Source organism: Methylocaldum sp. (assembly GCF_035627495.1).
Lineage (GTDB): Bacteria > Pseudomonadota > Gammaproteobacteria > Methylococcales > Methylococcaceae > Methylocaldum.
Map to the genome: position 1 here is coordinate 1 of NZ_DASPLO010000039.1, position 25379 is coordinate 25379.

At 53.9% G+C, this 25379-nt stretch carries 27 protein-coding genes; 14 read left to right on the forward strand and 13 right to left on the reverse strand.

What is annotated here, in order from left to right; translation table 11 throughout:
• Window positions 1-93 precede the first annotated feature (93 nt).
• Window positions 94-330 (reverse strand): hypothetical protein, encoded by a 237-nt coding sequence (locus VEB01_RS03055; RefSeq protein ID WP_324872687.1) that lies wholly within the window; start codon window positions 328-330, stop codon window positions 94-96.
• Between the two features lie 1408 nt (window positions 331-1738).
• On the reverse strand, window positions 1739-3124 hold the full coding sequence (locus VEB01_RS03060; protein ID WP_324872689.1) for a hypothetical protein: 1386 nt from the start codon (window positions 3122-3124) through the stop codon (window positions 1739-1741).
• A 472-nt stretch (window positions 3125-3596) separates the two neighbouring features.
• Between VEB01_RS03060 and trmB the strand changes: the two genes are divergently transcribed.
• Complete coding sequence (gene trmB, locus VEB01_RS03065; protein ID WP_324872690.1) at window positions 3597-4202, forward strand: tRNA (guanosine(46)-N7)-methyltransferase TrmB; 606 nt, start codon at window positions 3597-3599, stop codon at window positions 4200-4202.
• A gap of 10 nt (window positions 4203-4212) precedes the next feature.
• Here trmB and VEB01_RS03070 read toward each other — a convergent pair whose 3' ends face one another.
• The 5 genes from VEB01_RS03070 to VEB01_RS03090 all read right to left on the reverse strand — a co-directional run bounded on the left by VEB01_RS03070 (window position 4213) and on the right by VEB01_RS03090 (window position 8802).
• Complete coding sequence (locus VEB01_RS03070) at window positions 4213-6198, reverse strand: dynamin family protein (protein ID WP_324872691.1); 1986 nt, start codon at window positions 6196-6198, stop codon at window positions 4213-4215.
• Between the two features lie 82 nt (window positions 6199-6280).
• Window positions 6281-6550 carry a DUF167 family protein gene (locus VEB01_RS03075; RefSeq protein WP_324872693.1) on the reverse strand — a complete coding sequence of 90 codons (270 nt, stop codon included), beginning with the start codon at window positions 6548-6550 and terminating at the stop codon, window positions 6281-6283.
• Between the two features lie 31 nt (window positions 6551-6581).
• The gene (locus VEB01_RS03080; RefSeq protein WP_324872695.1) at window positions 6582-7157 is read right to left on the reverse strand and encodes a YggT family protein; all 576 of its coding nucleotides are present in this window, start codon (window positions 7155-7157) and stop codon (window positions 6582-6584) included.
• A gap of 2 nt (window positions 7158-7159) precedes the next feature.
• On the reverse strand, window positions 7160-7984 hold the full coding sequence (gene proC, locus VEB01_RS03085) for a pyrroline-5-carboxylate reductase (RefSeq protein ID WP_324872696.1): 825 nt from the start codon (window positions 7982-7984) through the stop codon (window positions 7160-7162).
• A gap of 92 nt (window positions 7985-8076) precedes the next feature.
• Entirely contained in the window at window positions 8077-8802 is a 726-nt protein-coding gene (locus VEB01_RS03090; RefSeq protein WP_324872697.1) for a YggS family pyridoxal phosphate-dependent enzyme, read from the reverse strand.
• A gap of 88 nt (window positions 8803-8890) precedes the next feature.
• Here VEB01_RS03090 and VEB01_RS03095 point away from each other — a divergent pair, with 88 nt between their 5' ends.
• From VEB01_RS03095 to cpdA, 11 genes are all read left to right on the forward strand, one after another.
• On the forward strand, window positions 8891-9925 hold the full coding sequence (locus tag VEB01_RS03095; RefSeq protein ID WP_324872698.1) for a type IV pilus twitching motility protein PilT: 1035 nt from the start codon (window positions 8891-8893) through the stop codon (window positions 9923-9925).
• 16 nt (window positions 9926-9941) lie between these two features.
• Window positions 9942-11063 carry a PilT/PilU family type 4a pilus ATPase gene (locus tag VEB01_RS03100; protein WP_324872700.1) on the forward strand — a complete coding sequence of 374 codons (1122 nt, stop codon included), beginning with the start codon at window positions 9942-9944 and terminating at the stop codon, window positions 11061-11063.
• 373 nt (window positions 11064-11436) lie between these two features.
• Window positions 11437-12006, forward strand: a complete 570-nt coding sequence (locus VEB01_RS03105) for a DUF2726 domain-containing protein (protein ID WP_324872702.1) — start codon at window positions 11437-11439, stop codon at window positions 12004-12006.
• A gap of 8 nt (window positions 12007-12014) precedes the next feature.
• On the forward strand, window positions 12015-12356 hold the full coding sequence (locus VEB01_RS03110) for an ArsC family reductase (RefSeq protein WP_324872705.1): 342 nt from the start codon (window positions 12015-12017) through the stop codon (window positions 12354-12356).
• The gene (dapE, locus tag VEB01_RS03115) at window positions 12353-13483 is read left to right on the forward strand and encodes a succinyl-diaminopimelate desuccinylase (RefSeq protein WP_324872707.1); all 1131 of its coding nucleotides are present in this window, start codon (window positions 12353-12355) and stop codon (window positions 13481-13483) included. The genes VEB01_RS03110 and dapE overlap by 4 nt, the downstream gene beginning before the upstream one ends.
• Before the next feature lie 11 nt (window positions 13484-13494).
• Window positions 13495-14349 carry a 3-mercaptopyruvate sulfurtransferase gene (gene sseA / locus VEB01_RS03120; protein ID WP_324872709.1) on the forward strand — a complete coding sequence of 285 codons (855 nt, stop codon included), beginning with the start codon at window positions 13495-13497 and terminating at the stop codon, window positions 14347-14349.
• A 184-nt stretch (window positions 14350-14533) separates the two neighbouring features.
• Window positions 14534-14764: an exodeoxyribonuclease VII small subunit gene (locus tag VEB01_RS03125; RefSeq protein ID WP_324872711.1), complete on the forward strand. Its 231-nt coding sequence runs from the start codon at window positions 14534-14536 to the stop codon at window positions 14762-14764.
• Window positions 14754-15656 carry a (2E,6E)-farnesyl diphosphate synthase gene (gene ispA / locus VEB01_RS03130; protein ID WP_324872713.1) on the forward strand — a complete coding sequence of 301 codons (903 nt, stop codon included), beginning with the start codon at window positions 14754-14756 and terminating at the stop codon, window positions 15654-15656. The genes VEB01_RS03125 and ispA overlap by 11 nt, the downstream gene beginning before the upstream one ends.
• Before the next feature lie 160 nt (window positions 15657-15816).
• On the forward strand, window positions 15817-17736 hold the full coding sequence (dxs, locus tag VEB01_RS03135; RefSeq protein ID WP_324872714.1) for a 1-deoxy-D-xylulose-5-phosphate synthase: 1920 nt from the start codon (window positions 15817-15819) through the stop codon (window positions 17734-17736).
• Window positions 17736-18251, forward strand: a complete 516-nt coding sequence (locus tag VEB01_RS03140) for an adenine phosphoribosyltransferase (RefSeq protein ID WP_324872716.1) — start codon at window positions 17736-17738, stop codon at window positions 18249-18251. Before dxs ends, VEB01_RS03140 begins: the two co-directional genes overlap by 1 nt.
• Window positions 18252-18398: 147 nt before the next feature.
• Complete coding sequence (cpdA, locus tag VEB01_RS03145) at window positions 18399-19241, forward strand: 3',5'-cyclic-AMP phosphodiesterase (protein WP_324872718.1); 843 nt, start codon at window positions 18399-18401, stop codon at window positions 19239-19241.
• A 25-nt stretch (window positions 19242-19266) separates the two neighbouring features.
• Here cpdA and VEB01_RS03150 read toward each other — a convergent pair whose 3' ends face one another.
• The 3 genes from VEB01_RS03150 to VEB01_RS03160 are packed head-to-tail and all read right to left on the reverse strand — an operon-like array spanning window position 19267 to window position 21462.
• Window positions 19267-20460, reverse strand: coding sequence for a TonB-dependent receptor (locus tag VEB01_RS03150; RefSeq protein WP_324872721.1), 1194 nt, complete (start codon window positions 20458-20460; stop codon window positions 19267-19269).
• The gene (locus tag VEB01_RS03155; RefSeq protein WP_324872722.1) at window positions 20457-20921 is read right to left on the reverse strand and encodes a type 2 periplasmic-binding domain-containing protein; all 465 of its coding nucleotides are present in this window, start codon (window positions 20919-20921) and stop codon (window positions 20457-20459) included. Before VEB01_RS03155 ends, VEB01_RS03150 begins: the two co-directional genes overlap by 4 nt.
• A 16-nt stretch (window positions 20922-20937) precedes the next feature.
• The gene (locus VEB01_RS03160; protein ID WP_324872724.1) at window positions 20938-21462 is read right to left on the reverse strand and encodes an RNA pyrophosphohydrolase; all 525 of its coding nucleotides are present in this window, start codon (window positions 21460-21462) and stop codon (window positions 20938-20940) included.
• Window positions 21463-21635: 173 nt separating this feature from the next.
• On the opposite strand from VEB01_RS03160, the gene VEB01_RS03165 reads away from it, so the two are divergent.
• Window positions 21636-22355, forward strand: coding sequence for a histidinol-phosphatase (locus VEB01_RS03165; RefSeq protein ID WP_324872726.1), 720 nt, complete (start codon window positions 21636-21638; stop codon window positions 22353-22355).
• Here the strand turns inward: VEB01_RS03165 and VEB01_RS03170 are convergent.
• On the reverse strand, window positions 22334-22564 hold the full coding sequence (locus VEB01_RS03170; protein WP_324872727.1) for a sulfurtransferase TusA family protein: 231 nt from the start codon (window positions 22562-22564) through the stop codon (window positions 22334-22336). The genes VEB01_RS03165 and VEB01_RS03170 overlap by 22 nt on opposite strands.
• 59 nt (window positions 22565-22623) lie before the next feature.
• Between VEB01_RS03170 and cysG the strand changes: the two genes are divergently transcribed.
• Window positions 22624-24030 carry a siroheme synthase CysG gene (gene cysG, locus VEB01_RS03175; RefSeq protein WP_324872729.1) on the forward strand — a complete coding sequence of 469 codons (1407 nt, stop codon included), beginning with the start codon at window positions 22624-22626 and terminating at the stop codon, window positions 24028-24030.
• A gap of 7 nt (window positions 24031-24037) precedes the next feature.
• On the opposite strand, the gene VEB01_RS03180 is transcribed toward cysG, so the two are convergent.
• Both VEB01_RS03180 and VEB01_RS03185 read right to left on the reverse strand, forming a co-directional pair.
• Window positions 24038-24469, reverse strand: a complete 432-nt coding sequence (locus VEB01_RS03180) for an NUDIX domain-containing protein (RefSeq protein WP_324872731.1) — start codon at window positions 24467-24469, stop codon at window positions 24038-24040.
• Between the two features lie 75 nt (window positions 24470-24544).
• Window positions 24545-25375 carry an SDR family oxidoreductase gene (locus VEB01_RS03185; RefSeq protein WP_324872732.1) on the reverse strand — a complete coding sequence of 277 codons (831 nt, stop codon included), beginning with the start codon at window positions 25373-25375 and terminating at the stop codon, window positions 24545-24547.
• Window positions 25376-25379: the final 4 nt, after the last annotated feature.

Here is a 25379-nt window from a genome sequence, read left to right on the forward strand (position 1 = left end):
ATTTGTACACCTTAACCTGTTGAATCGAGAATAGGATTTCTAATGGTGTCCATTAGACCACGGCTTCCCCGGCCGCCCCAAACCGCCGATTCGTCAGGGGCCTCCCAGGTTCCTCCGGGCTAATGGATAATCTGGGTTAAATATCGCCTCCGTGACACCGTTGGCCAGGGCGTCTTTCTTGGTCAGCGATCTCTGAGTTGACTGTTCGGCGGACGGGGGAGTGGTGGCGTCGGGCGCAGCCGGATCGCCCTGGTCGCCGACGGCGTAGGCCGTACCGAAGGATAGCGAGGCAACAGCGGCCAGAAGGCTCAATGTGGATTTTGTAGCCATGGATACACTCCTTAATGGTTAGTGGAAGTATGGTCGGAACCACAGCGACAGCTCTAAGCAAGACCTGAGCCAATGCAATAACTTGATGATTATCGGAAAGAACATGGCGAGGTTCGAAGATTCTTCACGGAAACTGTCGCCAAACGAGCACAGTCACAGAGCGGTTGTGGATGGATAGGAAATTCAACGCGAGTCCCTGGCGGGGGGACGATGACGGGGCGCGTCGAAGAGCCTTCGAAAGGCCGAGAGGTTGTAAAAAAGCCGTCGGGAACGAGGGTCACCCGCCCCATAAAGCCTCCCGTACCGGGCGTCGAACACTGCGGAGCCACGTCCGCCTCTCGGTCCGGTTGGGACCGGTCGAACGCAGAAAATCTGCCCTGCGCCGCGCAGAGGGAATACCCGTTGCCAATTCTCCGCTGCCGTTGGGGACCGGGAGATCCCAAAAGCATGGCAACGCAATCGGCATGGGGGCGACCGGTTTCACCCGTCGCCTATGGAGTTCCCTTGGCCGCCCCCCTCGATCGCCTGTTGGCGGTTCGCGGTGAAACCGGCCCCAGCTGCGGACGTCGTGCAGTGGCATCATTTCCACGAACAAGGCGCCTACGTCCATCATCGCCGCCTTGACAAAATCTCCGGTGATCAGCGGCAGCTCTTTTCGATCAACGCCGCGGTAATTCAGGCCTCGCACCCCCATCTAGCGTTTATGGATTTCTTATCCATATCGATTGTGCCGTCCTCGTCGGACCTGGCATAGGGTTTGCTGATTATCGTATCAGGCCAAGCCGAGCGGCCTAAATTCTCCACCCTCAATAAGTTTGGGAGACACTTATGAAAGCACAGCAGTTACTTAGCAAAGCGCACCCCATTTTCTTGGCTCTACCCTTGTTGCTGATAGGATGCGAGCAATCCGATCAACAACCAAGTATGCCGCCGAAGGAGTTAACCGCCCCGACTCCGGTCCCAGATTCGAATCCGCCTGAACCGAAACAAACGGAAACGATGCCCGCCTCCCCGTCCTCGCCGCCAGAAAGCAATACGACGCCTTAAACAAAAAGCTTTCTTGTCCGCTCATTGGGAAAAATGCGAGCAGGCGCCGGATGCTTGCGAGCGGCGGCAGCGGATCCGGCCGCCCTCGGCGGGGGAATTCAAACACCTCCGCCCCAATGGCAGCATGCCTCCCCTAGCGCTCACTGAGGGCTTCTCATCGACAGCCGCACGTTATCCGCAGCCGTCCTTCATGACAGAGCGTTGGAATTAGCGCTAGATGTGCAAAGCGGCGTGGCGATCAACCATTGCTACATTTCAAGCGTCCATCCCAGACCGCTTTATCGCCCCGAGATGAGCGGTTTGGTAGACTGCGTGTGAATACGACTGAGGCTGCTTTCAATCGGCTTTCGGAGATAAGCACTTATTCAAGGTTTAAGTCTGGGATGATACAGCTGACCCGATCGACCGATTCGTTCGCAAATCCCGCCGGGATATTCGTAAAATCCTTACTGGTATTCGGTTCGATCGTTCCCGGCAACACCGTCTTCAATGTCTCCAAAAGCTCCAGATTTTCGGAATACTGAAGACAAATCACCTCGACTCCGCTGATTCGACGTTCGCTGGCATTCCTGATCGAAAAGTTAAACAGCATCGCCTTTTCGACGGGCTCCAAAGTCCAGTTATAGTCAATCAGTTCAACCGCACGTATGACTTCGCGTTTCGCGCGCTGGTCAGAAAAATTTGGCGGCGGCACGGATTCCTCCACAGCAACTCCAGGCGATGCGCTCTCTGGAGGCGTAAGCTCTTTTCCCAAGCTTGGCGCTTCATTCCGCTGATGGTTTTCGTTTTGCGCGACGCTTCCATGCCGATGCTCGGCAAGCCGTGTGCCTAACTGCCAAGCCACAGCCGCAAGTAGCATCGTTAGCAGCGAGAAAGCGAGTACATGAGCATATCGGCCTTGCCATCGCCTTCTCGGTCTGTTCCTGTGAAAGGCGTCCGGTTCGGTGGCTTTTTCCGGCTTGTCCTCGATCTCAGCACCCTTCTTGGGACCTATCTCCCCAGAACCATAATCGCTCGCATCCGTAACCCTCTTTCGCCCAGGCGCTATTTCGCCGAGAAACTGCGGCGTTAGGCCCGTTGCGCCGGCGGACAACTCGCCGCGAGTGTCGCCTAGAACCAAGCGGTCATTCAAACCATTCCGAAACGCGAGACATGCTTCATCAAGGTGCCGTAGAACATCTCTGATAAACTTTCCGCGCAAAACCAAGCGCACTTTCTGGTGGATTGGAACCTCGATTTGATCCAGAACCGCGGAGAATGCACCCAACACTGCGGCGGGACGCCAGGGAGTGTCGGGTAACGCCTCGGGCGCTCTGCCAACAAGCGTGCTGTAAACTTCATTGACACAACGGATGCTTTGGCGGTGCTGAAACTCGACCTCGCGAACCGCACGGGCCAGATTTTCGTCGACTGAGAAAGTCCGCTCATAACCGGCTGTTTTATCCGTCTGCCATGCTGCGCACTCATCGGCATCACCGTTAGCATCCGGTTCGCTGACACCGGTTTGCTCCAAAAAGCGCACAAAAGAACCTAACAACTCGCGCGCAAAACTTTCCGAAAGAGCTTTCCGGTCAAGGCAGATGTCGGAGCAAACATCGGAAAGATGGTCGCGTAACGCCGAATCAAAGCCCTCGGCATCTTGGGCTGTCGTCGCGAAATTCAGATCGATCAACATGGATTGGAAGCGATCTTGAAGATTCCGCACAAATGTCGACCGATAAAGATCGATTAAGATCAGAAAATCCATCGTGGTTTTTGATTCGGCAAGTGTGGATAACGTAAACAGGATTGCAAGAAAGCCGTCCCTGCTAAGCTAGCAACCGTTAATCCGTCTAAATTCTCAGGGATTCCAGCGAGTGCATTTGAGCCCAAATGCGCCAAAACAATTCTAAGCAGTCCGCCCATCCTCTCTTTGATTCAGTTATCATCCCGATGATCGAAGCCGGCCCCGGCTTTTAAGTCTTTTCCAATTCACGCCCTTCATTGCGGCGTTGATATGCGCGGAACCAATCCCTAGCCGGCCCCGATTCCGCTAAAATAGCCGCCATTCTGCGCTTGAAATAAATTCGAAATCAGTCATCCTGCCCATGAACGACAGCCTAAATTCGTCCACTAAATCCAGTACAAACATTTCGCTCGAAAACAACAGCTCACGCTACCGTTCCATCCGTAGCTTTACTCTCCGTCAAGGCCGGTTCACCGTGGCGCAGAGGAAAGCCATGGACTCTCTTTGGCCGATCTATGGTTTAGACGCCGCCGATACCTTTCCCGATTATGAGGCTATTTTCGGTCGGAGCGCGCCTTTGGTCGTCGAGATTGGCTTCGGTAACGGTGAAACTCTGGCGCAGTTAGCCGGCAATCAGCCACAGACCAACTTTTTGGGCATTGAGGTCCACCGACCTGGCGTAGGCCAACTGTTATTGCGTCTTCAAGCGCGCGAGCTAAGCAACATTCGGATTTTTTGCGCCGACGCTGTCGAAGTGCTGACAAATCAGATAGCCGACGGAAGCCTTTCGGGAGTGAACTTATTTTTCCCGGACCCGTGGCCCAAAAAACGCCATCATAAGCGTCGATTGGTCAATCCGGAATTTATCAGCCTTATAACGCGGAAGTTGAAGAGCGGCGGATTTTTTCACGCTGCCACGGATTGGGAGGATTATGCTCAACAGATGCTGGATGTGCTTGAACGCTGCGATCAGCTCGAAAACACCGCAGGCGAGACCAAGTTTTCACCTCGCCCGGCGCACAGGGCTTTGACCAAGTTCGAATGCCGCGGACAAAAGCTTGGACACGGCGTATGGGATTTGATTTTCATCCGGAAATAAGCGCCGAACATCAACCGGCCATCGCCTGCGAAGGCCGGTAAGCTTCCGCCTCTGCCGCATCGTCCTCAGGTTGAACCTCATCCAGCTGCATCGCCTTCCGTATGGCCATGAGCTCATCGTATTGTTGACGCAGAGGGTTGAGCGTCTGAGCCAGCGCCGCGATCTCCTGATCCAATGACTGACTGGATTCATTGATCTTGCGCAATACCTCCAGTCGACTTTCGATCATGCGCTTGTGATCCCGGATTTGATGAATAAGTGGCGTAAGCGCCATACCGGACCAACCCACCACGTCCTTATGTGCGTGCAGAAAAAGATCTCGGGCGCGCGCAATGATGGTCGTGTAAAGCTTCACCACAACCGTGCTCTGTTCCATCAAGGTTGATGAAGCGCTGTCTCTAAAGGCTTCCCCGTCCTTGAACACCTGCTCTAGCTCGGCTTGATATTTTTTGAGTGAAAGCGGCGGAGCCTTGAGATCAGCAAAGCCGTGTTCCTCCTGGAACTTTCCGTACACTCCCTTAACCAGCTTCCGCGTTTCCTCACAAACCGATATTGCTTTAACAAGCACTCCACGCAATTCTTCAAGCACTCCGGCCATAACCGACTTCATCCCAATCGTCGTCATACTTCCGGCCATTTCGCGACGGGTACGCTTGACGATTTCCTCGATGCTTTCCGGCGCCAGGGAATCGACCAGCACTTTGGCCTGCACCGCAAACACCCGGCGGCTCGCCTGAAATTGGTTTACGCTGGCCAAATAAGCGCTTTGCTGGTCCCGAGTCTCCACCATCAACTGCTTGATCTTGCCCTGATTGTTGACATCCACATTACGAAGATCGTTTATCTGCCGCTCGGCATCGATCATATGGGCCTGAAGCACGCCGGTCGATTCGTTCACCAAATGGCCGATTCTCTCGGCGACCGATGTCATAAGAAGACTCTGTCTCTCCTTCACGACCTTCTCGGCCAAGAAACTCTCGAAAACCTGGAGCCGGCTTTTTTCTAAGAGATCTTGGTCGCCCTTCACTTTGGCAAGTAAGGCTTGCTTGGCGGTAAGCGGAAAAATCGAACGCTCATCGACTTCCAAAGTTCTAGCGACCGAATCGATTTGCGAGCGAATCGACTTTTCGATGACATCATCTCCGTGCAAGTCCCCCCACATGGAATCGATCTTGTTCATTACCACGGCTAGGCCGCTGTTTTGCTGTCCGTGACGGGAGCCGCGAACATGGTTGCACCACATATCGAGATCGCTTTTGGTAACTCCGGTATCCGCAGCAAGCACAAAGATCACCGCTTGCGCGCTTGGCAGCATGTGTAAGGTCAGTTCCGGCTCGGCGCCGAGCGCGTTAAGACCGGGGGTGTCGAGAATAGTAAGCCCTTCTTTCAAGAGATAATGCGGAAAGCTGATCAACGCATGGCGCCAGCACGGAATTTCCACAGTCTCGGGCGCCACGATTTGGCCAGGATGCAAATCTTCGCTGTACAGTCCGAGTTTTTTTGCTTCTTCCAGCGGCACGCGCTTCGTCGCGGCCAATTCTTGAAATGCCTCCTGCATCTGCACCGGCGAGGAACAATCCAATTCGATCTGCATCCAGCTCTGGGGGTATCGCTTGTATTCGCTTAGCGATGTCTGATTCAGGCGGCTTTCGATTGCCAAAAGCCGAATATACGCGCCGCCCTCGTGATCGTAGAAGATCTCGGTCGGACACATGGTGGTCCTTCCCGGGGACGATGGCAAAAGCCGGACGCCAGTATCCGAAAAAAACAAGGCGTTAATGAGTTCCGTCTTGCCTCGTGAAAATTCAGCCGCGAACGCGAGCACGATGCGGTCCGTGCGCAAGCTGTCGAGCATGCTCAGAACGGTTTCATTTACAGCATCGCTGTTTAATTCATACTGATCCAGCCAGGAACGATATCGCTCAACCGCCTGACTCAGTTGCTCACGCCATTGGCCGTAGCCTCGCAGCTTGTCTTCTAAATGAATGATGCTCATCTCCGACTCTCGATCCGACCGTCTAGTGGAATAAAGTACAACTCTGGGAGCAGTCTGGAAGAAGTTTAGACCAATTCGGAATTCATTCCATTTTCGAGAGTTCTGCCCAGAACGGTGGCCAGCATCTGGGTGAACAAATTTTGAACCGCTTATCCCGGCCGGTTTCACCCGCCAGTAAAACGACATCGCGCTTAGCGACGCCGAAAGCTTCTGCGAGGAATTCGATGAGATGACGGTTTGCTTTGCCGTCAACAGGCGGCGCCTTGATACGGATCTTAAGCCGGTCGCCATGTAAACCCACGATCTCGTCCCTGTCGGCCCGAGGCTGTACGTGGATGTCCAGCACCAACACCTGGCCATCCCAGGCATACCACCCGCTCAAGTCAGTTCAGCAAGGTTGTGAGTTGCTGCAGCGGCGGCAATACGAGCATTTTTGCGAGCTGTATTCCGATTAAGGGGATCAATGGCGAGAGATCGATACCGCCCATCGGAGGCAAAAGCCGACGACTGAAACGAAGCAGCGGCTCGGTGATGCTGTAGAGCAAGGAGACTGCGGGGTTATAGGCCCCGGCACTAACCCAACTCAGGACCGCGCGGATGATAATGGCGAAAAAATACACATTGAATAGCAGGTCCAGCACCTGGACGATAGCCCATAGGCTTAATGCCGGGAAAGTTATGCTAGCGCCTTGAACCACGAATATCAGATAACCGCTCAGCATTTGCAGTCCCAGCATCAGAACGAGCGAAGCCGTATCGACTCGACCGACGGACGGGATGAAACGGCGTAACATGCGGAGCGGCGGGTGCGTGATCTTGATCAAAAACTGTGAGATCGGATTGTAGTAATCCGCGTCGACCCACTGAAACAAAAACCGTAGCAATAACGCAAATATATAAAGGCTGAAGACCGTATCGATCAGAAAAACAGCGGGATTCACCAGAAAATCCGGAGACATCGTTAACCTCCCAGTTGTTTGGATAATTCTGCCGCCCGCGCATCTGCCGCCTTCATCGCGTCGAGCACGAGACTACGAAGGCTTCCGCGTTCGAATACGTCGATGGCTTTTTCGGTTGTGCCGCCGGGCGAAGTGACCCGCCGCCTCAGTTCCGCCGGACCTTCTTCGGATTCTATAGCAATGCGAGCCGCCCCGAGAGCCGTTTGTTGCGTAAGGAGTCGCGCCGTAGCCTTGTCCAGTCCCATCTCGGCCGCCGCGTTCTCCATCGCCTCCATGAGCAGGAAAAAATAAGCGGGTCCGCTTCCGGAAAGCGCCGTCACCACATCCAAGAGTTCCTCTTTTTCTACCCACACGGCGATTCCGACAGCACGGACTATAGCTTCCGCTTCACTTTTTTGGGTGGGACTCGTTCTGTCATTCGCATGTAATGCGGTAGCTCCTGTTTTCACCAGCGCCGGCGTATTGGGCATGCAGCGCACGATGCTCGCACCGCCGCCCAGCCAACGGTCCAGAGCAGACTCGGGAATGCCTGCGGCGATGCTGATCACCAAGGGCTCGGCTTGCCGCACGACATCGGCGATCTCTCGAGCCACCTTCTCAAGAATTTGCGGCTTAATGGCCAACAACACCGTTTGAGACCGTTCGACCACGGCCTTGTTATCTTGAAACGTGTGAACGCCAAAGCGTTTGGCCAAATCATTTAGTTTTGAGGCGTCGATGTCCGACACGGAAATATTTTCAGCCGGATAACCATCCGAAATGAGACCACCGATAAGGCTGCTCGCCATATTTCCAGCGCCAATAAATCCTAAAGCCTGTTTTTTCATTTCAACTCATCTCCCAACCAACGCAAGTATTCTAACTTAGAGGCAGCCCCGAAAACGTCCCGACCACCGTTTGCGGCTTTCGAAAGTGATTCCTAGCGGTCTGAAGCACCATCAATATCGAAGACCTCCGGGTTCTGGCGTGGCCGAGGACCGAACAACGCCGAACCGATACGCACCATGGTTGCACCTTCCATTACGGCCGCTTCGAGATCATCGGACATCCCCATCGACAACGTGTCGAATTCGATATCGCCAAGGCATTCCGCGGCTTCTCGCAAGCTGCGAAAGGGTGCGCGCTGGAACTCGATTGCGTCCGTTGGGGCCGGGATGGTCATAAGCCCTCGAACGCGAAGCCTCGGCAATTCTGCGACAGCTTCAACCAATCCCTTGAGTTCCTCCAAGGCGACGCCCGATTTCGTCGCTTCTCCGCTCACATTGACCTGAATACAGATATTGAGCGGTGGAAGTTCTCCGGGACGCTGATCGCTCAAGCGCTTCGCTATCTTGAATCGGTCAACGCTATGCACCCAAGAAAAGCGGGCCGCGATCACTTTCGTCTTGTTGGATTGAATAGGTCCGATGAAATGCCAGCCGATATCGTAATGAGCCAGCTTTTCTTGCTTAGCCAGAGCCTCTTGAACATAACTCTCCCCGAACTCCCGCTGACCGCAGCGATAAGCGGCGACAAGCGCTTCCATCGGCTGAGTCTTGCTTACGGCAATCAGACGGACCGCGCCCTGGCATCGGCCGGCTGCCGTCTCCGCCAATCGAATCCGCTGACGGACGGCGCCCAGGCGCTGTTGTATTTGATTCCTCATGTCGCTGATACGTTTGTCTATACTTGACCGGAAAGCAAGGGTATCTACCGACCACAGCTTACACAAGAGTCACGAGAGAAGAGAATTTATGGATATCGCCGAACTGCTTGCCTTTTCCGTCAAGAACAACGCATCCGATTTGCATTTGTCCGCCGGTCTTCCACCGATGATCCGGGTAGACGGCGACATACGCCGCATCAATGTGCCGGCGCTTGACCACAAAGAGGTGCACGCGCTGATTTACGACATCATGAACGACAAACAGCGGCGCGATTACGAAGAGTTCCTGGAAACCGACTTCTCGTTCGAACTCCCCGGCGTGGCGCGTTTTCGTGTCAACTCGTTTAACCAGGACCGCGGCTCGGCGGCCGTATTTCGAACCATCCCATCCAAGGTTCTGACACTGGAGGAACTCGGTTGTCCCAAATTCTTCCAGGATGTCACCATGCACCCTCGCGGCTTGATCGTGGTCACCGGTCCCACCGGGTCGGGTAAATCAACCACCCTCGCCGCGATGATCGACTACATCAATTCGAATCAATACTCTCACATCCTGACTATCGAAGACCCCATCGAGTTCGTCCACTCCAGCAAAAAATCATTGGTCAACCAACGAGAGATTCACCGGGATACTCTAGGTTTCAACGAAGCCCTGCGCTCGGCCCTCCGTGAAGACCCCGACGTGATTCTCGTCGGCGAAATGCGCGATCTGGAAACCATTCGTCTCGCACTGACCGCCGCCGAAACCGGCCACTTGGTTTTTGGCACCCTGCACACGAACTCGGCTGCCAAAACCATTGACCGTGTTATCGACGTCTTTCCGGCCGCCGAAAAAGGCATTATCCGATCGATGCTGTCCGAATCCCTCCAGGCGGTTATCTCCCAAACCCTACTTAAAAAGAATGGAGGCGGGAGAACGGCGGCCTGGGAGATCATGGTGGGCACGCCGGCGATTCGCAACCTCATCCGCGAAGACAAGGTCGCTCAGATGTACTCGGCCATACAGACCGGACGGAAGGACGGCATGCAAACGCTGGATCAGCATTTGCAGGAGTTGGTCGAAAAAGGAGTCGTGGCGCGCGCTACTGCCCGGGTCAAGGCTGTGAACAAAGCCGCATTCTAAATTGGAGAACAGGCTCATGGATTTCGAATCCTTGCTCATGCTGATGACACAAAAAAAGGCGTCCGATCTCTTCATCACTACCAATAAGGAACCATGCATGAAGATCGATGGTGCTATTCAACCGATATCGAGCACCAAGTTAAGCAAGGAGCAGGCGCAGCAAATCGTCCTCGGGGTCATGAATCAACGGCAGCGCGACGAATTCGAGAATACGAAAGAGTGCAATTTTGCGATTTCATCGCCCGGCTTAGGGCGCTTCCGCGTCAGTGCCTTCATCCAGCGAGACACTGCCGGAATGGTGCTGCGACGCATCGAAACGAACATTCCGACGGTAGAAGATCTCAACCTGCCTCCCATCCTCAATGAGCTTTCGATGACCAAGCGCGGCTTGATCCTGTTCGTCGGCGCGACCGGAACGGGAAAATCCACATCGCTGGCAGCCATGGTCAAGCATCGAAACGAACATTCCAGCGGCCATATCATCACGATCGAAGACCCGCTGGAATACGTGCATCCGCATGCGGGCTGCATCGTCACTCAGCGTGAAGTCGGCATTGACACGGAATCCTATGAAATCGCGCTCAAAAACACCCTACGACAGGCGCCGGACGTAATTCTGATTGGGGAAATCCGTACCCGCGAAACGATGCAGCATGCCATCACGTTCGCCGAGACCGGCCACCTCTGCCTCAGCACGCTGCATGCCAACAACGCCAACCAGGCGCTAGACCGAATCCTCCATTTCTTCCCCGAGGACATGCATCCACAGCTCTTCATGGACCTGTCGCTGAATCTCCGGGGCATCGTCGCACAACAGCTCATTCGTCGAGCCGACGGCAAGGGGCGTTATCCGGCGGTAGAAATTCTCCTCAACACTCCGCTGGCTTCCGATCTCATCCGTAAGGGCGAGGTACATAAACTGAAGGAGCTTATGAAGCATTCCCGCGAACAAGGCATGCAAACCTTCGACCAAGCCTTATACGACCTGTATAAGGCCGGAAAGATTACGTACGAGGATGCTTTACACGCCGCAGATTCGAAGAACGAAGTCAGGTTGATGATCAAGCTCGGCGAGGGCGGCAGCATCGACAAATACGCGGGGCGGACCGATAACATGTTCGTTGTGGACGAAGAGTAAAAATTCTCTTTCCGGGGTAGCCAACTTCCCCGCCCCTATAACTCAGTTCTCCCGGACTCCGGCCTGCTCATTTCTACCGCAAAACAGGCCGGATCCAGATCTATCGAGCAAGCCCAATCCCCTAACCCGGCATCCACATCCGGGGACTTAAACACGTACCAACCCGGATTGACATTTCGCTGCCGCGCAACACCAATAAACTGCTTCCGGTATAATAGGCCGGACATCAGATACTGATCGTCCACACTACTCCCCTGATTAATACTCAAGCCGAGTTGTCCTTCTCGTTTTCTTTTTTTGGGGCGGCTTGGGACATAGCGCTCTTTCGATGAGATCCGCTATTCAGGCAATCCGGCGTTTTGGAGATAAATAAATGAACTGGTTGATTCTTGTCGGGATCGCCGCTCTTGCTATCTTGCCTCTGCTCATCCGCACCTTGTCGAAATCTACTGAAAAGGCAGGGAGATCCTCCTACCGTAAACAGGATTTTCTGTTTTCGCCCGAGGAGAGGATTTTCTTTTTCGCCCTAAAACAAGCCGTTGGCGAAGATTATGAGATTTTCGGCAAAATCCCCGTGGTTGAGCTCATTTCCCTCGGCAAGAACGAGGCACGGAATGGCGCACAGAACGGATTCGCGCAAATTACCGATCGTTGCGTGGATTTCATCCTGTGCAGCAAAACCGATCTAGCCATCGCTTGCGCTTTAGAACTCCACGAACACTCTTTATCCGCGAAACGGCAAGCTGCACCTGCCGATCCGCTAAGAGCGATCTGCGAGGCAGCCGGTCTGCCTTTGGTGCGAATCGAAGCCGGACCGTTATACGATGCGATGGAAATCAAGCAAACCGTGGCATCGGCCGTCCGCAAGGAACCCTTGTATCTGATCGAATCAGACGGCCGCAAGGAGCCTCGAATTTCCAGCATCGAAGACCTGGAGTTGTAACTCGCGTCATGCTTGATCTCTACGGTATTCGAAACTGCGACACCTGCAAGAAAGCGCGCGCCTGGCTTGAGTTGCACGATATAGCCTATCATTTTCACGATTTCCGCGACGACGGTTTGGATCGTTCTGTCCTTGAAGAAGTCGAGCGCGCTCTCGGCTGGGAATGCCTTCTCAACCGACGCAGCACCACCTGGCGTCAACTCGGCGATGCCGATCGAATGGAGTTGACCCGCGAAAAAGCGCTGGAATTGATGCTGCGTTTTCCCACATTGATCAAACGGCCGGTGCTTATGGCAAGTAACACGATTTTGACCGGATTTTTGCCGGCGCAATACGAAAAGGCACTATGAGCGACACTTTGGATTTGACTATCGAACTGATTCGGCGCCCATCGGTTACCCCCGACGATGCAGGCTGCATGGATTTGATCGCCGCCAAACTGGAGCCTTTTGGCTTCAAAGCCGAATGGTTCAACTTCGCCGATACAAAAAACATCTGGCTAAAGCGAGGAGAGTCCGCGTCGTTGCTCGTCTTTCTGGGGCATACCGATGTCGTGCCCGCCGGCCCTTTGGACGACTGGAACTCACCCCCTTTCGAAGCCACGATCCGCGATGGCCAGCTTTACGGAAGAGGCGCGGCGGACATGAAAAGCGGTGTCGCCGCCATGACCACGGCACTGGCGCGATTCGTCGCCCGGCATCCCGCTCATAAAGGTTCGATTGCCCTGCTTCTCACCAGCGACGAGGAAGGCGCGGCGACGAACGGTGTGGTCAAAGTCATCGAAGCCTTGCAGAATCGTGATGAGCAAATCGACTGGTGCCTCATCGGCGAGCCCTCCAGCTTCGACTGTCTCGGAGACGTGATCCGCGTCGGTCGACGCGGATCACTATGCGGCATCTTGCGCGTATTCGGCGTGCAGGGCCATGTGGCCTATCCGGACAAGGCGGAAAATCCGATTCATCGATTCGCCCCCGCACTATCCGAACTAACCAATGAAGTATGGGACCTGGGTAACGAGTACTTTCCGCCCACCAGTTTCCAGATATCCAACATCCAGGCCGGAACCGGTGCCGAAAACGTGATTCCGGGGCGGTTGGATGTTTTGTTCAACTTCCGCTTTTCGACGGTATTGACGGAAGATCAAATCAAGCAGCGCGTCCAAGCCATCTTGGATAAGCACGGTTTAAGATACGAGTTGAACTGGCGGCTGTCCGGCGCGCCTTTTCTAACGACTCGGCCGGAACTTATCGAAGCCACGCAACAGGCGCTCGAAACCGTCCTTCGGCAACGCGCGAGGCCGGATACCGGCGGCGGCACGTCGGACGGACGCTTCGTTGCTCCAACCGGGGCGCAGGTGGTCGAGTTAGGGCCAATCAATGGCAGTATTCACAAAATCAACGAACACGTGCGCATCGAGGACATCGATAAACTCTCAGAGGTTTACGAACAGATTCTCGTTAACCTGTTAGCTCCATAGAGACCACAATCATGGCAAAAGATGTGCAATCCCCCCTGGTCAGCGCGGAATGGCTGGTTAACCAACTCCATTCCTCTGACGTTGTGATACTCGATGCCACATTCTTCCTCCCCAACCAGGAGCGCGATGCAGAGCAAGAATATTCCGCAGCCCATATTCCGGGAGCACGATTCTTCGATATCGACGCCATTGCCGACAGAACCAATCCGCTGCCTCACATGCTGCCCTCTCCCGAGTTCTTTGCCGAAGCGGTAGGGCGACTTGGCATCGATAATCGGACTCATGTCATTGTTTACGATAACAATAGTTTCATGGCCTCGGCCCGAGTCTGGTGGACGTTCCGTGTGTTCGGTCATGAACGGGTGTCGGTCCTCGATGGCGGACTAGCGAACTGGAAATCCCGGGAGCTGCCGCTAAATGCAGACTGCGTAACCGCTGAATCCCGCCTATTCAAGGCCGTATTTGATCCGACCTTAGTACGAAACCTTGAAGAAATGAGAGCGCTCATCAGCAAGTCCGGCACGCAAATAATCGATGCGCGCTCACCCGGCCGGTTCGCCGGAACGGAAGCCGAACCTCGCCCTGGCGTCCGGTCGGGCCATATTCCGGGAAGCAAGAATCTCTTCTTCAAAAGGTTGATCGACGAAACGACGCAGTGTTTGAAACCCATTGCCCAGATCCGAAAAGAATTTGAGTACGCCGGCACCGATTTCGAGAAGCCAGTCGTCACCACATGCGGAACGGGCGTCACAGCGTCAGTGCTCGCCCTAGGTTTGTATTGTCTCGGCCATGAATCGGTCGCGGTCTACGATGGTTCATGGACCGAATGGGGCGCGCGAAGCGACACTCCTGTAAACGACAAATAATGCCCTCGAAAACAGGTTGCTTTCATGTCGATATGGCGTTTTCTGATCCGGTGTTGTCCGCACAATGCAAATGGGTCGAGCAATAACATAAAAATCCGACTATTTTTATCAAGTTCCAACATCTGAGATAATAAATCTCTGCTCTGAATCAAAGGCGTTGGAATCTTTCATCGGGCATACCGACATGGCCAAAAAAAACCTGAATTTTGAGGATTCTCTGGCCGAACTGGAACGATTGGTCGAACGCATGGAACAAGGCAGCCTTCCCCTGGAGGAATCGCTTAAGCTATTCGAGCGCGGGGTCCAGCTGACCCGCGTCTGCCAAAAAGCCTTAAAAGAAGCAGAACAAAAGGTCCAGATCTTGCTGGAAGAAAACGGAGAAACTACGTTAAAGCCCTTTGCCGATGAATCTTAAAACCGATTTGAATCACTTCATGCAGATCTGCCAAGCGCGGGCAGAATCGGCGTTAGACTTCAGACTACCGGCCGCCAGCCGAATGCCCGAGCGCCTGCATCAAGCGATGCGCTATTCCGTCTTGGGGGGCGGAAAAAGGCTGCGCCCTTTGTTGACGTATGCGACCGGACAGGCCGTTAGCGTTCCGTGGGATAGTCTCGACGGGCCTGCCTGCGCGGTCGAGTTCATTCACGTTTATTCGCTCATTCACGACGATTTGCCGGCAATGGACGATGACGATTTGCGACGGGGCAAGCCAACCTGCCATATCGCATTTGATGAAGCGACGGCGATCCTCGCCGGAGATGCCCTGCAAGCACTGGCTTTTCACGTGCTGGCCCACGATCCATCCATTGCGGTACCTGCCGAGAGCCGACTTGCGATGCTTGAAACCTTGGCGACGGCGAGCGGATCATTGGGCATGGTCGGCGGTCAAGCCATAGACCTCGACGCGGTCGGCAAAATTCTGGATCTGCCAAGCTTGGAAAACATGCATATCCGGAAGACGGGAGCTCTCATCCGGGCCAGCGTCAAGCTGGCAGCTCTGGCTAATCCGTCGCTCGATAGCGGCATCGCCGATAAATTGGATCATTACGCCAAATGCATCGGCCTGGCATTTCAAATTCAGGACGATGTCTTAGACGAAGAAAGCGACACCCAAACCTTAGGTAAAACCCAAGGCAAGGATCGAGACAATAACAAGCCCAATTACCCTGCACTCCTGGGATTGGCTGGCGCCAAACAAAAGGCGCGAGACCTCCATGAAGAAGCTTTGGACACACTATCCGGCCTCGGTGCCGAGGCCGAAATCCTTCGTGCGCTGTCGCTTTTCATTATCGAGCGGCGCGCCTAAGCCCTTGCGGCAAAGGCGATATTACTCCCTTAAAACGGCATCTGAAGAACAAACTATCCTTGAAAGCTAAAACTTCGAGTTCCATAATTGATCGGTTGATGCCTGATTCAGGATCATCTTTTACCCGCGAATAAGCCTGGTTTGAAGTTCCATAACATCAATGAATAAAGCCAACGAATACCCTCTCCTACAAACCGTCGGCAGTCCCGCGGAATTGCGCGCTCTACCCGAGGATCAATTACCCCAATTGGCAGACGAACTGCGCTCTTTTTTATTAGACTGCGTCAGTCAGTCCGGGGGTCATTTGGCAGCCGGGTTGGGGACGGTCGAACTCACCGTCGCGTTGCACTACGTCTTCGATACGCCTGAGGACAAGCTTGTCTGGGATGTGGGCCATCAGGCTTATCCGCACAAAATCCTAACCGGCCGCCGCGAGAGAATGCTTTCCATTCGCCGGAAAGACGGGCTGTCTGCCTTCCCTAATCGCGACGAAAGCCCTTACGACTGTTTCGGCGTCGGTCACTCGAGCACGTCCATTAGCGCAGCGCTCGGCATGGCCATAGCCGCATCGCTACAGAAGCGCGACACCCATGCCGTTGCCATTATCGGCGATGGCGGATTGACAGGCGGCATGGCGTTCGAAGCTCTCAACCATGCCGGGGTGCTCGACGCCAATCTGCTCGTCGTGCTCAACGACAACGAGATGTCCATATCGCCCAATGTCGGGGCGCTCAACAATTATCTGGCCAAGCTCCTCTCCAGCAAGTTCTATTCGACGGTGCGGCAGGGCAGCAAGCAGATCCTGATGCGGCGCATGCCCAGTGTCTGGGAACTCGCTCGCCGCGCGGAAGAACATGTCAAAGGCATGGTTGCCCCCGGAACTTTGTTCGAAGAACTGGGTTTCAATTACATCGGACCGGTCGATGGCCACGATCTCGATACTTTGATCACGACCTTACGCAATTTGCGGGATTTGCCCGGCCCTAGGTTTTTGCACGTGGTCACCAAGAAGGGCAAGGGGTATTTACCGGCGGAGAAAGATCCGGTCGCTTACCACGGCGTTTCCTCCTTCGATCTCAGCAAAGATCATTTGCCGAAGTCCAAGCCGGGAAGCCCGAGCTACACGGAAGTGTTCGGGCAATGGCTGTGCGACATGGCGGAAAAGAATGATCGTCTACTCGGCATTACACCAGCCATGCGGGAAGGTTCCGGACTCGTGGAATTTTCCACCCGTTTCCCGGATCGTTACTTCGATGTCGGCATCGCCGAACAACACGCGGTGACTGTAGCGGCCGGTCTGGCCTGCGAAGGTTATAAGCCGGTAGTCGCAATTTATTCAACCTTCTTGCAGCGTGCCTATGACCAGCTCATACACGATGTGGCACTTCAGAACCTGCCGGTACTGTTCGCCATTGATCGTGCGGGCCTTGTCGGACCTGATGGACCGACTCACGCCGGCAGCTTCGATATCAGCTTCATGCGCTGCATTCCGAACATGGTGATCATGACGCCGGCCAATGAAAACGAGTGCCGGCAGATGCTTTTCACAGGCTTTCAATACGATGGCCCCGCCGCTGTCCGTTATCCGCGCGGCAAAGGTCCAGGCGTTCCCGTTATCGGTGAGATGACCGCTCTTCCCATCGGTAAAGGCGAAATCCGTCGGCGCGGCAAAAGGATCGCAATACTGGCATTCGGCACCATGCTTACCCCCGCAATCGAAGCCGGAGAGAGATTAGACGGCACCGTGGTTAATATGCGTTTTGTGAAGCCGCTGGATGAAACTCTGATTCTCGAATTGGCGAAGAATCATGAGATATTCGTGACGGTCGAAGACAACTCGGTAGCCGGCGGGGCCGGCAGTGCCGTCAATGAACTTCTGCAATCTCGCCAGTGTCACGTTCCCGTACTCAATCTCGGCTTGCCGGATGAGTTTCTCGAACAGGGTAGTCGCGAAGAACTACTTGCCCTTTGCGGCTTGGATTCCGATGGAATCACAGCAGCCATCGAGCACTTTTTGGGGAACCTTGACGCTTTGAGGCCGGCCTCATCCCGCGTCACGACGGCTAAGAGAAGGCACTAATGGAAAAGCTCAAAGCCAACATCCGGGATATTCCGGATTTCCCAAAACCAGGCATCCTTTTTAAAGACATTACCCCTCTAGTCAAAGATCCGGCTACGTTACGTCTGGCGGTGCACCATTTGTTGCACCCGTATCTGGGCCAGGAAATCACTGCCGTTGCCGGCATGGAAGCACGCGGTTTTATTTTTGGATCGTTAGTCGCCTGGGAACTGGGGGTAGGGTTCGTGCCCCTTCGGAAACCCGGCAAACTCCCTTATGACGTGCAGAGCATTAGCTACAATCTCGAATACGGATCAGCCGCACTCGAAGTACACATTGATGCTTTAGGCCCCGGAGACAAAGTCCTCTTGGTAGACGATTTGTTAGCTACCGGCGGCACTGCCAAAGCCAGCTGCGAGCTCGTTGAATCTTTGGGCGCGGACATCATAGCTTGTGCCTTCGTCGTAGAACTCGATGAACTAAAAGGGCGAAAAAAATTGGAACGGTACCCCGTTCATTCGCTCTTACATTACTAATCGCGCAACAACGTTTCTGCGTTATTAGCCGATGCGCATCACATAAGGTGTGTTTCTTCTATCAGAGGAAGCAGTGAATTTATTCTGGTCTCCAAAATTATCACTCCCGGCTGCGCCAAACAGCGTACTCACGCGAGAGAGATTTAGATGAGCAGCACCGGATGCACCGAAAGCACGAATGCTCCATCAGACAAAAGGTCTATGGTTGCCCGCATCCTGCATATTACCGACTTTCACTTCCTTGCCGTACGAGGCCAAACGCTACTTGGGATAGAAACCGAGCTAAGTTTTGCAGCCGTTTTGGAGACCATCAAGCAAAAGCCCTGGCAGCCGGATCTAGCCCTACTGACGGGCGACCTGGCTCAGGATCCATGTGCTTTGAGTTATGAACGACTGAAAGAACGGCTTGCCGCCTTGGGAATCCCCTGCTACTGTCTTCCGGGCAATCATGATGATCCTGATCTCATGTCCAGACTTCTGTCGACAGGGAACGTTCATGTCCAGCCGCGAATATTTCTGGATAAATGGGAAATCATTTGTCTAGACAGCACAATCAGGGGCCAGCCGGGTGGACGCTTAACGGATGGCCAGCTCCGCTTACTCGAAAATTCGCTAACGGAACATCCTGACCGTTACATCCTTATCGCTCTTCATCATCACCCCGTTCCCAGCGGCAGTCTTTGGATGGATACCATGGTGCTGGAAAATGCCGATGATTTACTGGCGATTGCCCAAAGATACGAACACGTCAAGGGCATTGTGTTCGGCCATGTTCACCAAGTGATGGATGAAGTACGTGGACGGCTACGTCTGTTAGCCTCACCTTCAACATGCTTTCAGTTCAAGCCCAGAAGCTCCACTTTTGCTCTCGACCGAATTCCTCCGGGCTATCGCTGGATCGAACTATATTCGGACGGGACGATAGAAACCGGTGTAGAGCGGCTCACCGAAGTACCTACGGGCTTGGAGCTTACTTCGGAAGGGTACTGAGGCGTGACGTGCTTATATTAAGCGGCTAAAACCGAAAGGAAAGCTCAAGGGCGAATAGATCCCAATCGGGGTCAAGCTCCCGAGGATCCGGGTTTTCAGTCCCGGCAAGCCACCCGGTGCCATGTACACGGTGATATTCCGCGCGCGCCATCCAATTCGGGGTAATGTCCCAGCGCAGACCGACCGTCCAATCCTTGGCAAAACGGCTAAAGCCGGGTCGACCGGTCCGCTGCTCGAATTCGCCGCCATAACGGTCATGTACGTTTACATAGTAAACGTCATAACGAACCATGGCCTCAATTTCGTCGGTGAGACGATAGGCACCTTGAATGTAATAACTTTCGGACTGAGCGGAGATATTCGGAAACAACGGACCGAAACGCTTTAGATCGGAATTGCGCACCGCATATTCCGCGGTCAATGACAGGCGCTCGCCATTATACTGAGCGGAAAAAATATACGGCTGAAACAGGAAATCCCCGTCTGAAAGGAAATCATTTTTTCCGGGTTCGTAACTCGCATGTGCGGAGGCGGCGGTGACCGCCAAACGAACGAGACCGCTCTCGTATTCGTAAAGCAATTGGCCGAGATAAGACGTTTTTCCTCTTAACTCGCCAGGGCGGTTTCTACCAAGTAGCACGTCCTCCAGTGCCTTATCGGCCGTGGGCACCCCGACATTCACTCGTAAGGAAAATTCGCCGATTGAACTCTCGTACTCGCCATATACTTGGCCACCGTCTGCCGAAAGCGCGAAATTGCGAGTACGGTCAAAATAAATGCTTTGCGGCAAAAAAATAGACGGGCGAGTAAAGGCCACATCGCGAGTCTCGTTATATAATCCGAGCGGATTTTTCACGCGTCCCAAACGTAGTCCAGCGCGGGCCTCCGTAGTCCCTAACGCGGTAAAATCCAGCACACCGTAATCCAACCGCACCTCTTCGTCTTCTAACTCTCCGGCACGGCGGTATAACACTTGAGCAGCCAAACTCAAGCGATTCAGCGGACGCAATGAAACATTAAATCCAGCCTCCGTAAAATCAAAACTTCCGTTTTCGCTATCTCCATAGAAATTGTTTTCGGAGGTCAAAACAAAGTTTTGGCTAATAAAGCCGTGGTATTGAAAAGTATCTTTCCAATCGGCACACGAGTTATGGCAATAGCAAAAAACTAATGAAACAGCCGGAAACCACGCCTTCTTATGACGGACTAACGTTATCATCGAGCGCCTTCACGAATGATGATCGAGCGTACAGTGCGGTCGATTGCCGCCTCGGGTAGATAGCCGATCGCTCCGGGTGTCTTTGAAATCAGCGCGCGCATTTCCTCGACAGTTGATGCAACTTCAGGGGCTTGCCCTGTTCCCGAAAATACTTTGCGATCCCAGGTTTGTCTAAGCTGGTGTGCAAACATTCCTAAATGCTTTTTGCAGAACTCTTTGTGTATTGGACTGCTGTCTGGCAAAACGAATACGACTACCGGGGTACCGTCTTGCCACGAACGTTGCGACATTGCGAATAGTGCCCTAGCTTCCTGCTGGCCGATCTCGGAAACGGGAACATTCGGATGTACCACCACGGACTGTGAAACCGCCGACTTGGAAGTAAATAGAAAAATTGCGAGCGTGAGAGAGCGCGCGACAAACGGATAATTGCGCGCAGATTCTAAAAGCGGGAAGTTCAAAATCGGTTTCGTGGTGCTAGGTTTTTTGACCAGCAGACAACGAGCCAGTAGGACTGACGGAAACCTTTCCAAAGGCCAGATAATTTCCCAATTCCGTTAATGCCTGACGATAGACTTGTCGTTTGAAATACACTACATCGCTCACTGGATGCCAATAATCGACCCAACACCATGCGTCGAACTCCGGTCTATCACTATGATCCAAGCGAATTCTCGACTCATCACCGGATAAACGCAGGATATACCAGAGCTGCTTTTGCCCTATGCAAAGCGGAAACGAATGTTTACGGATATATCGCTCAGGAAGGTCGTAATGCAGCCAATCTCGGGTTCGCCCGATGAGTTGCACGTCGTGCCTCTTAAGCCCGACTTCCTCATACAGCTCTCTGTACATTGCAGCTTCCGGAGCTTCATTTAATTTTATACCTCCTTGCGGAAACTGCCAGGAACGCATGCCGACCCGCCTTGCCCAGAAAACGCGGCCGTCGTCGTTACACAAGACGATACCCACGTTTAGGCGATAACCATCCGCGTCGATCATGGTTAGAAGTAAATCCTACTACTGTCCTCGATGGTATAATTCTAGCCCGTTGGGTCTAACCGAAACCTGAGCGTCGCCCACCGTAGTTGTCCGGCAGCTCGGCAGCACTCCGTTGATCCCTTTTGGCTTTTTACCCTTTGTTTAGGTATTCGAATCGAATTTAAAGGAAACGCGTGAGTCTGGCAATATTTGACCTTGATAACACTCTTCTAGGCGGGGATAGCGACTATCTGTGGGGGCAGTTCCTGGTTGAAAATGGGATCGTAGATCGGAAGTACTACGAAGAGGCCAACGCTCGGTTTTACGAGGACTACAAGAACGGCACGCTCGATATCGTAAAGTTTCTGGAGTTTGCCTTAAGCCCTTTGGCTGACAATCAGCCTCATGCGCTTCACAGGTGGCGTGCCGCCTTTATTGAAGAGAAGATCAAACCGCTGTTATTGCCGGCCGCCGCAGCGCTGATCGAAAAACACCGAAGCGCGGGCGACATCCCGATCATTATTACCGCCACCAATCGCTTCGTAACGGAACCGATCGCCCAGCTTTACGGCATTGAATGCCTGATCGCTACGACACCGGAACTTAAGAACGGCCATTACACCGGACGATTCGTAGGCACGCCGTGCTTCCGCGAAGGCAAGGTCCAACGATTGAAGGAATGGTTAGCAGAGAATGATCATGATTTAACTGGTAGCTGGTTTTACAGCGACTCCCATAACGATCTGCCTTTGCTTTCGCTCGTGGGTTTCCCCGTTGCCGTGGACCCCGATGAGGCGCTTGGAGCATACGCCATACAGAATAGATGGCCGATTATAAGCCTCCGCAACGGACACTGCCCCGAAGAGCACGCCATGCTGTTGGAAAAAACGCATCAGGCCTTGCGGATCAAATAGAAGAAAACTCCGGTCTCCTCCTTTCGGTCCAGCATTTGATGTCCGGCCTGCTCCAGAAATACCCCGAAATCCAGAACAGAGGCCGGATCGGTCGCTAAAACACGCACCACCTGGCCGGCCTCCATAGCCTGCAAAGCCTTTTTTAATCGTAAGAGCGGCAAAGGACACATCAGCCCTGAAGTGTCTATCTCGATATCAATCTGTATCATTCACCGATACCCGTTCGAAATCGTGTAAAAATGGAGCCATTCTAACAAAACCGCATGATATGGATTATTTGCCCATATTTCTCAATCTTAAAAATGAGCCTTGCCTAATTGTCGGGGGCGGACAGGTAGCTGCCCGCAAGGCCGAAATCCTGCAGCACGCCGGGGGCCAAGTCAGCGTGTTGGCTCCAGACTTCCACGATGCACTGTTAAAGCTGGGGGAATCCGGATCCATGACGCTATTGTCCAAAAGGTTTCACTCTCAGGACGTGTGTGGCTTCAAGCTTATCGTGGCAGCGACCGACGACATCGATCTTAACGCCCATGTCGCCGAGGCAGCGAAGACGCATAACATTCCCGTGAACGTAGTGGACCAACCGGCGCTCTGCACGTTTATCTTCCCCGCCATCATCGACCGCTCCCCGATCATCGCGGCCGTGTCCTCGGGAGGCGCCTCCCCGGTCCTGGCTCGGATTCTGCGAATGCGGATCGAATCCTTGATACCGCCAGCTTATGGACGCTTGGCCAAGATCGCCGCCAAGTTCCGAACGCGCGTCAAGCAAGCCATTAAGGAGTCGCATGTACGCCGGAAATTTTGGGAGAACGTCCTGTCAGGTACGGTCGCCGAACTTGTGTTTGCCGGAAGGGAAGAGCAAGCCGCCGAGCATCTCGATCAGCTGATTAGAGCCGAGTCTCAGGAAAAAGACGGCTTACGTTTAGGTATGGTCTACTTGGTCGGTGCCGGGCCGGGCGATCCGGACTTGCTGACTATCCGGGCGCTACGTCTGATGCAGGAGGCTGACGTGGTCGTCTACGATCGCCTCGTTTCGCCCGAAATTCTGCAACTCGTCCGGCGCGATGCCGAAAAGATTTATGCCGGCAAACAGCGAAACCAACACACGCTCCCTCAAGCCCAAATCAACCGCCTCCTCGCCGATCTCGCCAAATCCGGCAAACGGGTGCTCAGGCTTAAAGGCGGGGATCCATTCATTTTCGGCCGAGGTGGAGAAGAAATCGAAACCCTAATGACTGAAGGCGTGCTATTCCAAGTAATCCCGGGAATTACGGCCGCTTCGGGTTGCGCCGCCTATGCTGGTATTCCCCTGACCCACCGCGACTACGCTCAATCCTGTATGTTCCTGACCGGTCATATGAAAGATGGTCGGCTCATCGACATTGACTGGAATCAGTTGTCCCGACCTGGGCAGACCCTCGTGTTTTACATGGGACTCCAAGGATTGGAGGAAATTTGCTCGCGCTTGATTCAGCATGGCTGCCCAGCCGATCTCCCTGCCGCCCTCGTCCAGCAAGGAACCACCCAACACCAGTTAGTTCTAACCGGCACTTTGAAAACCTTGCCGCAAACGGTGAATAGCTCCGACGTTAAGGCTCCGACGCTTCTCATCATCGGAAATGTCGTTAAGCTTCGAGAGAAATTCGCTTGGTTCCGACCGCACGGTGATGCTTAGACAACGCTCAGCCGTCCTGCCTTTCGCGCGTAACGAGCCAGTCGGCCCAGTTCAAAATCGGCCTGAGCCGCGGCCCGAGCAGCCTATCCGCTTCCTCGAAAGTCACCCATCTAAACTCATCATGCTCGGGCCTGCCCAATAGCGGGTTGATGGGTAAATGCACCTCGCCGTCGAGGGATTCGGCCACATAGTACCGCGCAATCTTGCCGACGCCGTAGGGCGGCGTTTCCTGGTAACCTTTCCCCCAGCGAAACATTAAATTCGTAAGTGCCGTTTCCTCCAACACTTCACGCTGCGCCGCAGCCAGGGGTTCTTCGCCCGCCTCCACCACTCCTTTCGGGAAATCCCAATACTGAAAGGCGCGGAGCAACAAATAACGCGGATCTTCGGGACGGCCGCGCACAATAACGACACCGGCCGATAAAATATAGGTTTTCATGATGAGCAAGCTCTAACCTGTCACACGGATGGAAATTGTATTTAAGCCTACGCCGGACATGCGCCAGCGCCAGACTCAACCGACCCGCCGCAACACCCAATCGAGTCCGCGATCCGGCAGAATTCTTTTCAGGAATCCGAACAAGTAGGTAGGAAACGTGACGTAATAACGCGCTTTCGGTCTTTTTGCTTCAAGAGCACGGATTACTTCTTTGAGCACCGCTTCGGGCCCCAACGTAAACGGCACGGCGGGTCCTTCCTTGACCAATCGCGACTCCATGGCCCGGTATCTCTCGCGATGAACGCTCCGCTCGCTGTCGATGTTTGTCTTGAACATAGCCAGACCATTGTCCCGAAATCGGCTCAAAATCGGCCCGGGTTCGACGAGCGAGACAAAAATGCCGGTTCCGGCCAACTCCAACCGCAAAGTATCCGATAAACCTTCCAAAGCGTATTTACTGGAATTATAAGCGCCCCGGTATGCCATTGCGGCGAAACCGAGGACGGAGCTGTTCTGAATGATGCGCCCGTACCCCTGTTTTCGCATCACCGGCAGCACCAGCGAGGTCAGTTCATGCGTCCCGAACAGGTTGGTCTCGAATTGCTCGCGCAGCACCTCGCGGCTTAAATCCTCTACAGCGCCCGGTTGGCCGTAGGCACCGTTGTTGAAAAGAGCATATAAGCTGCCGCCCGTAGCCTGCAATACCAGATCCAGGGCTACCCTGATGGAGCGGGAATCCGCAAGATCGAGCCGGAACGCTTCGAAACCTTCGTCGCATAAATTCTTTACATCGTGTTCTTTTCGGGCGGTGGCAAATACACGATAACCCCGTTGCCGCAGTCCCCGGGCGACACATAATCCTATGCCGGAGGAACAGCCGGTAATCAAAATAGTCTCATTATTCATAGTG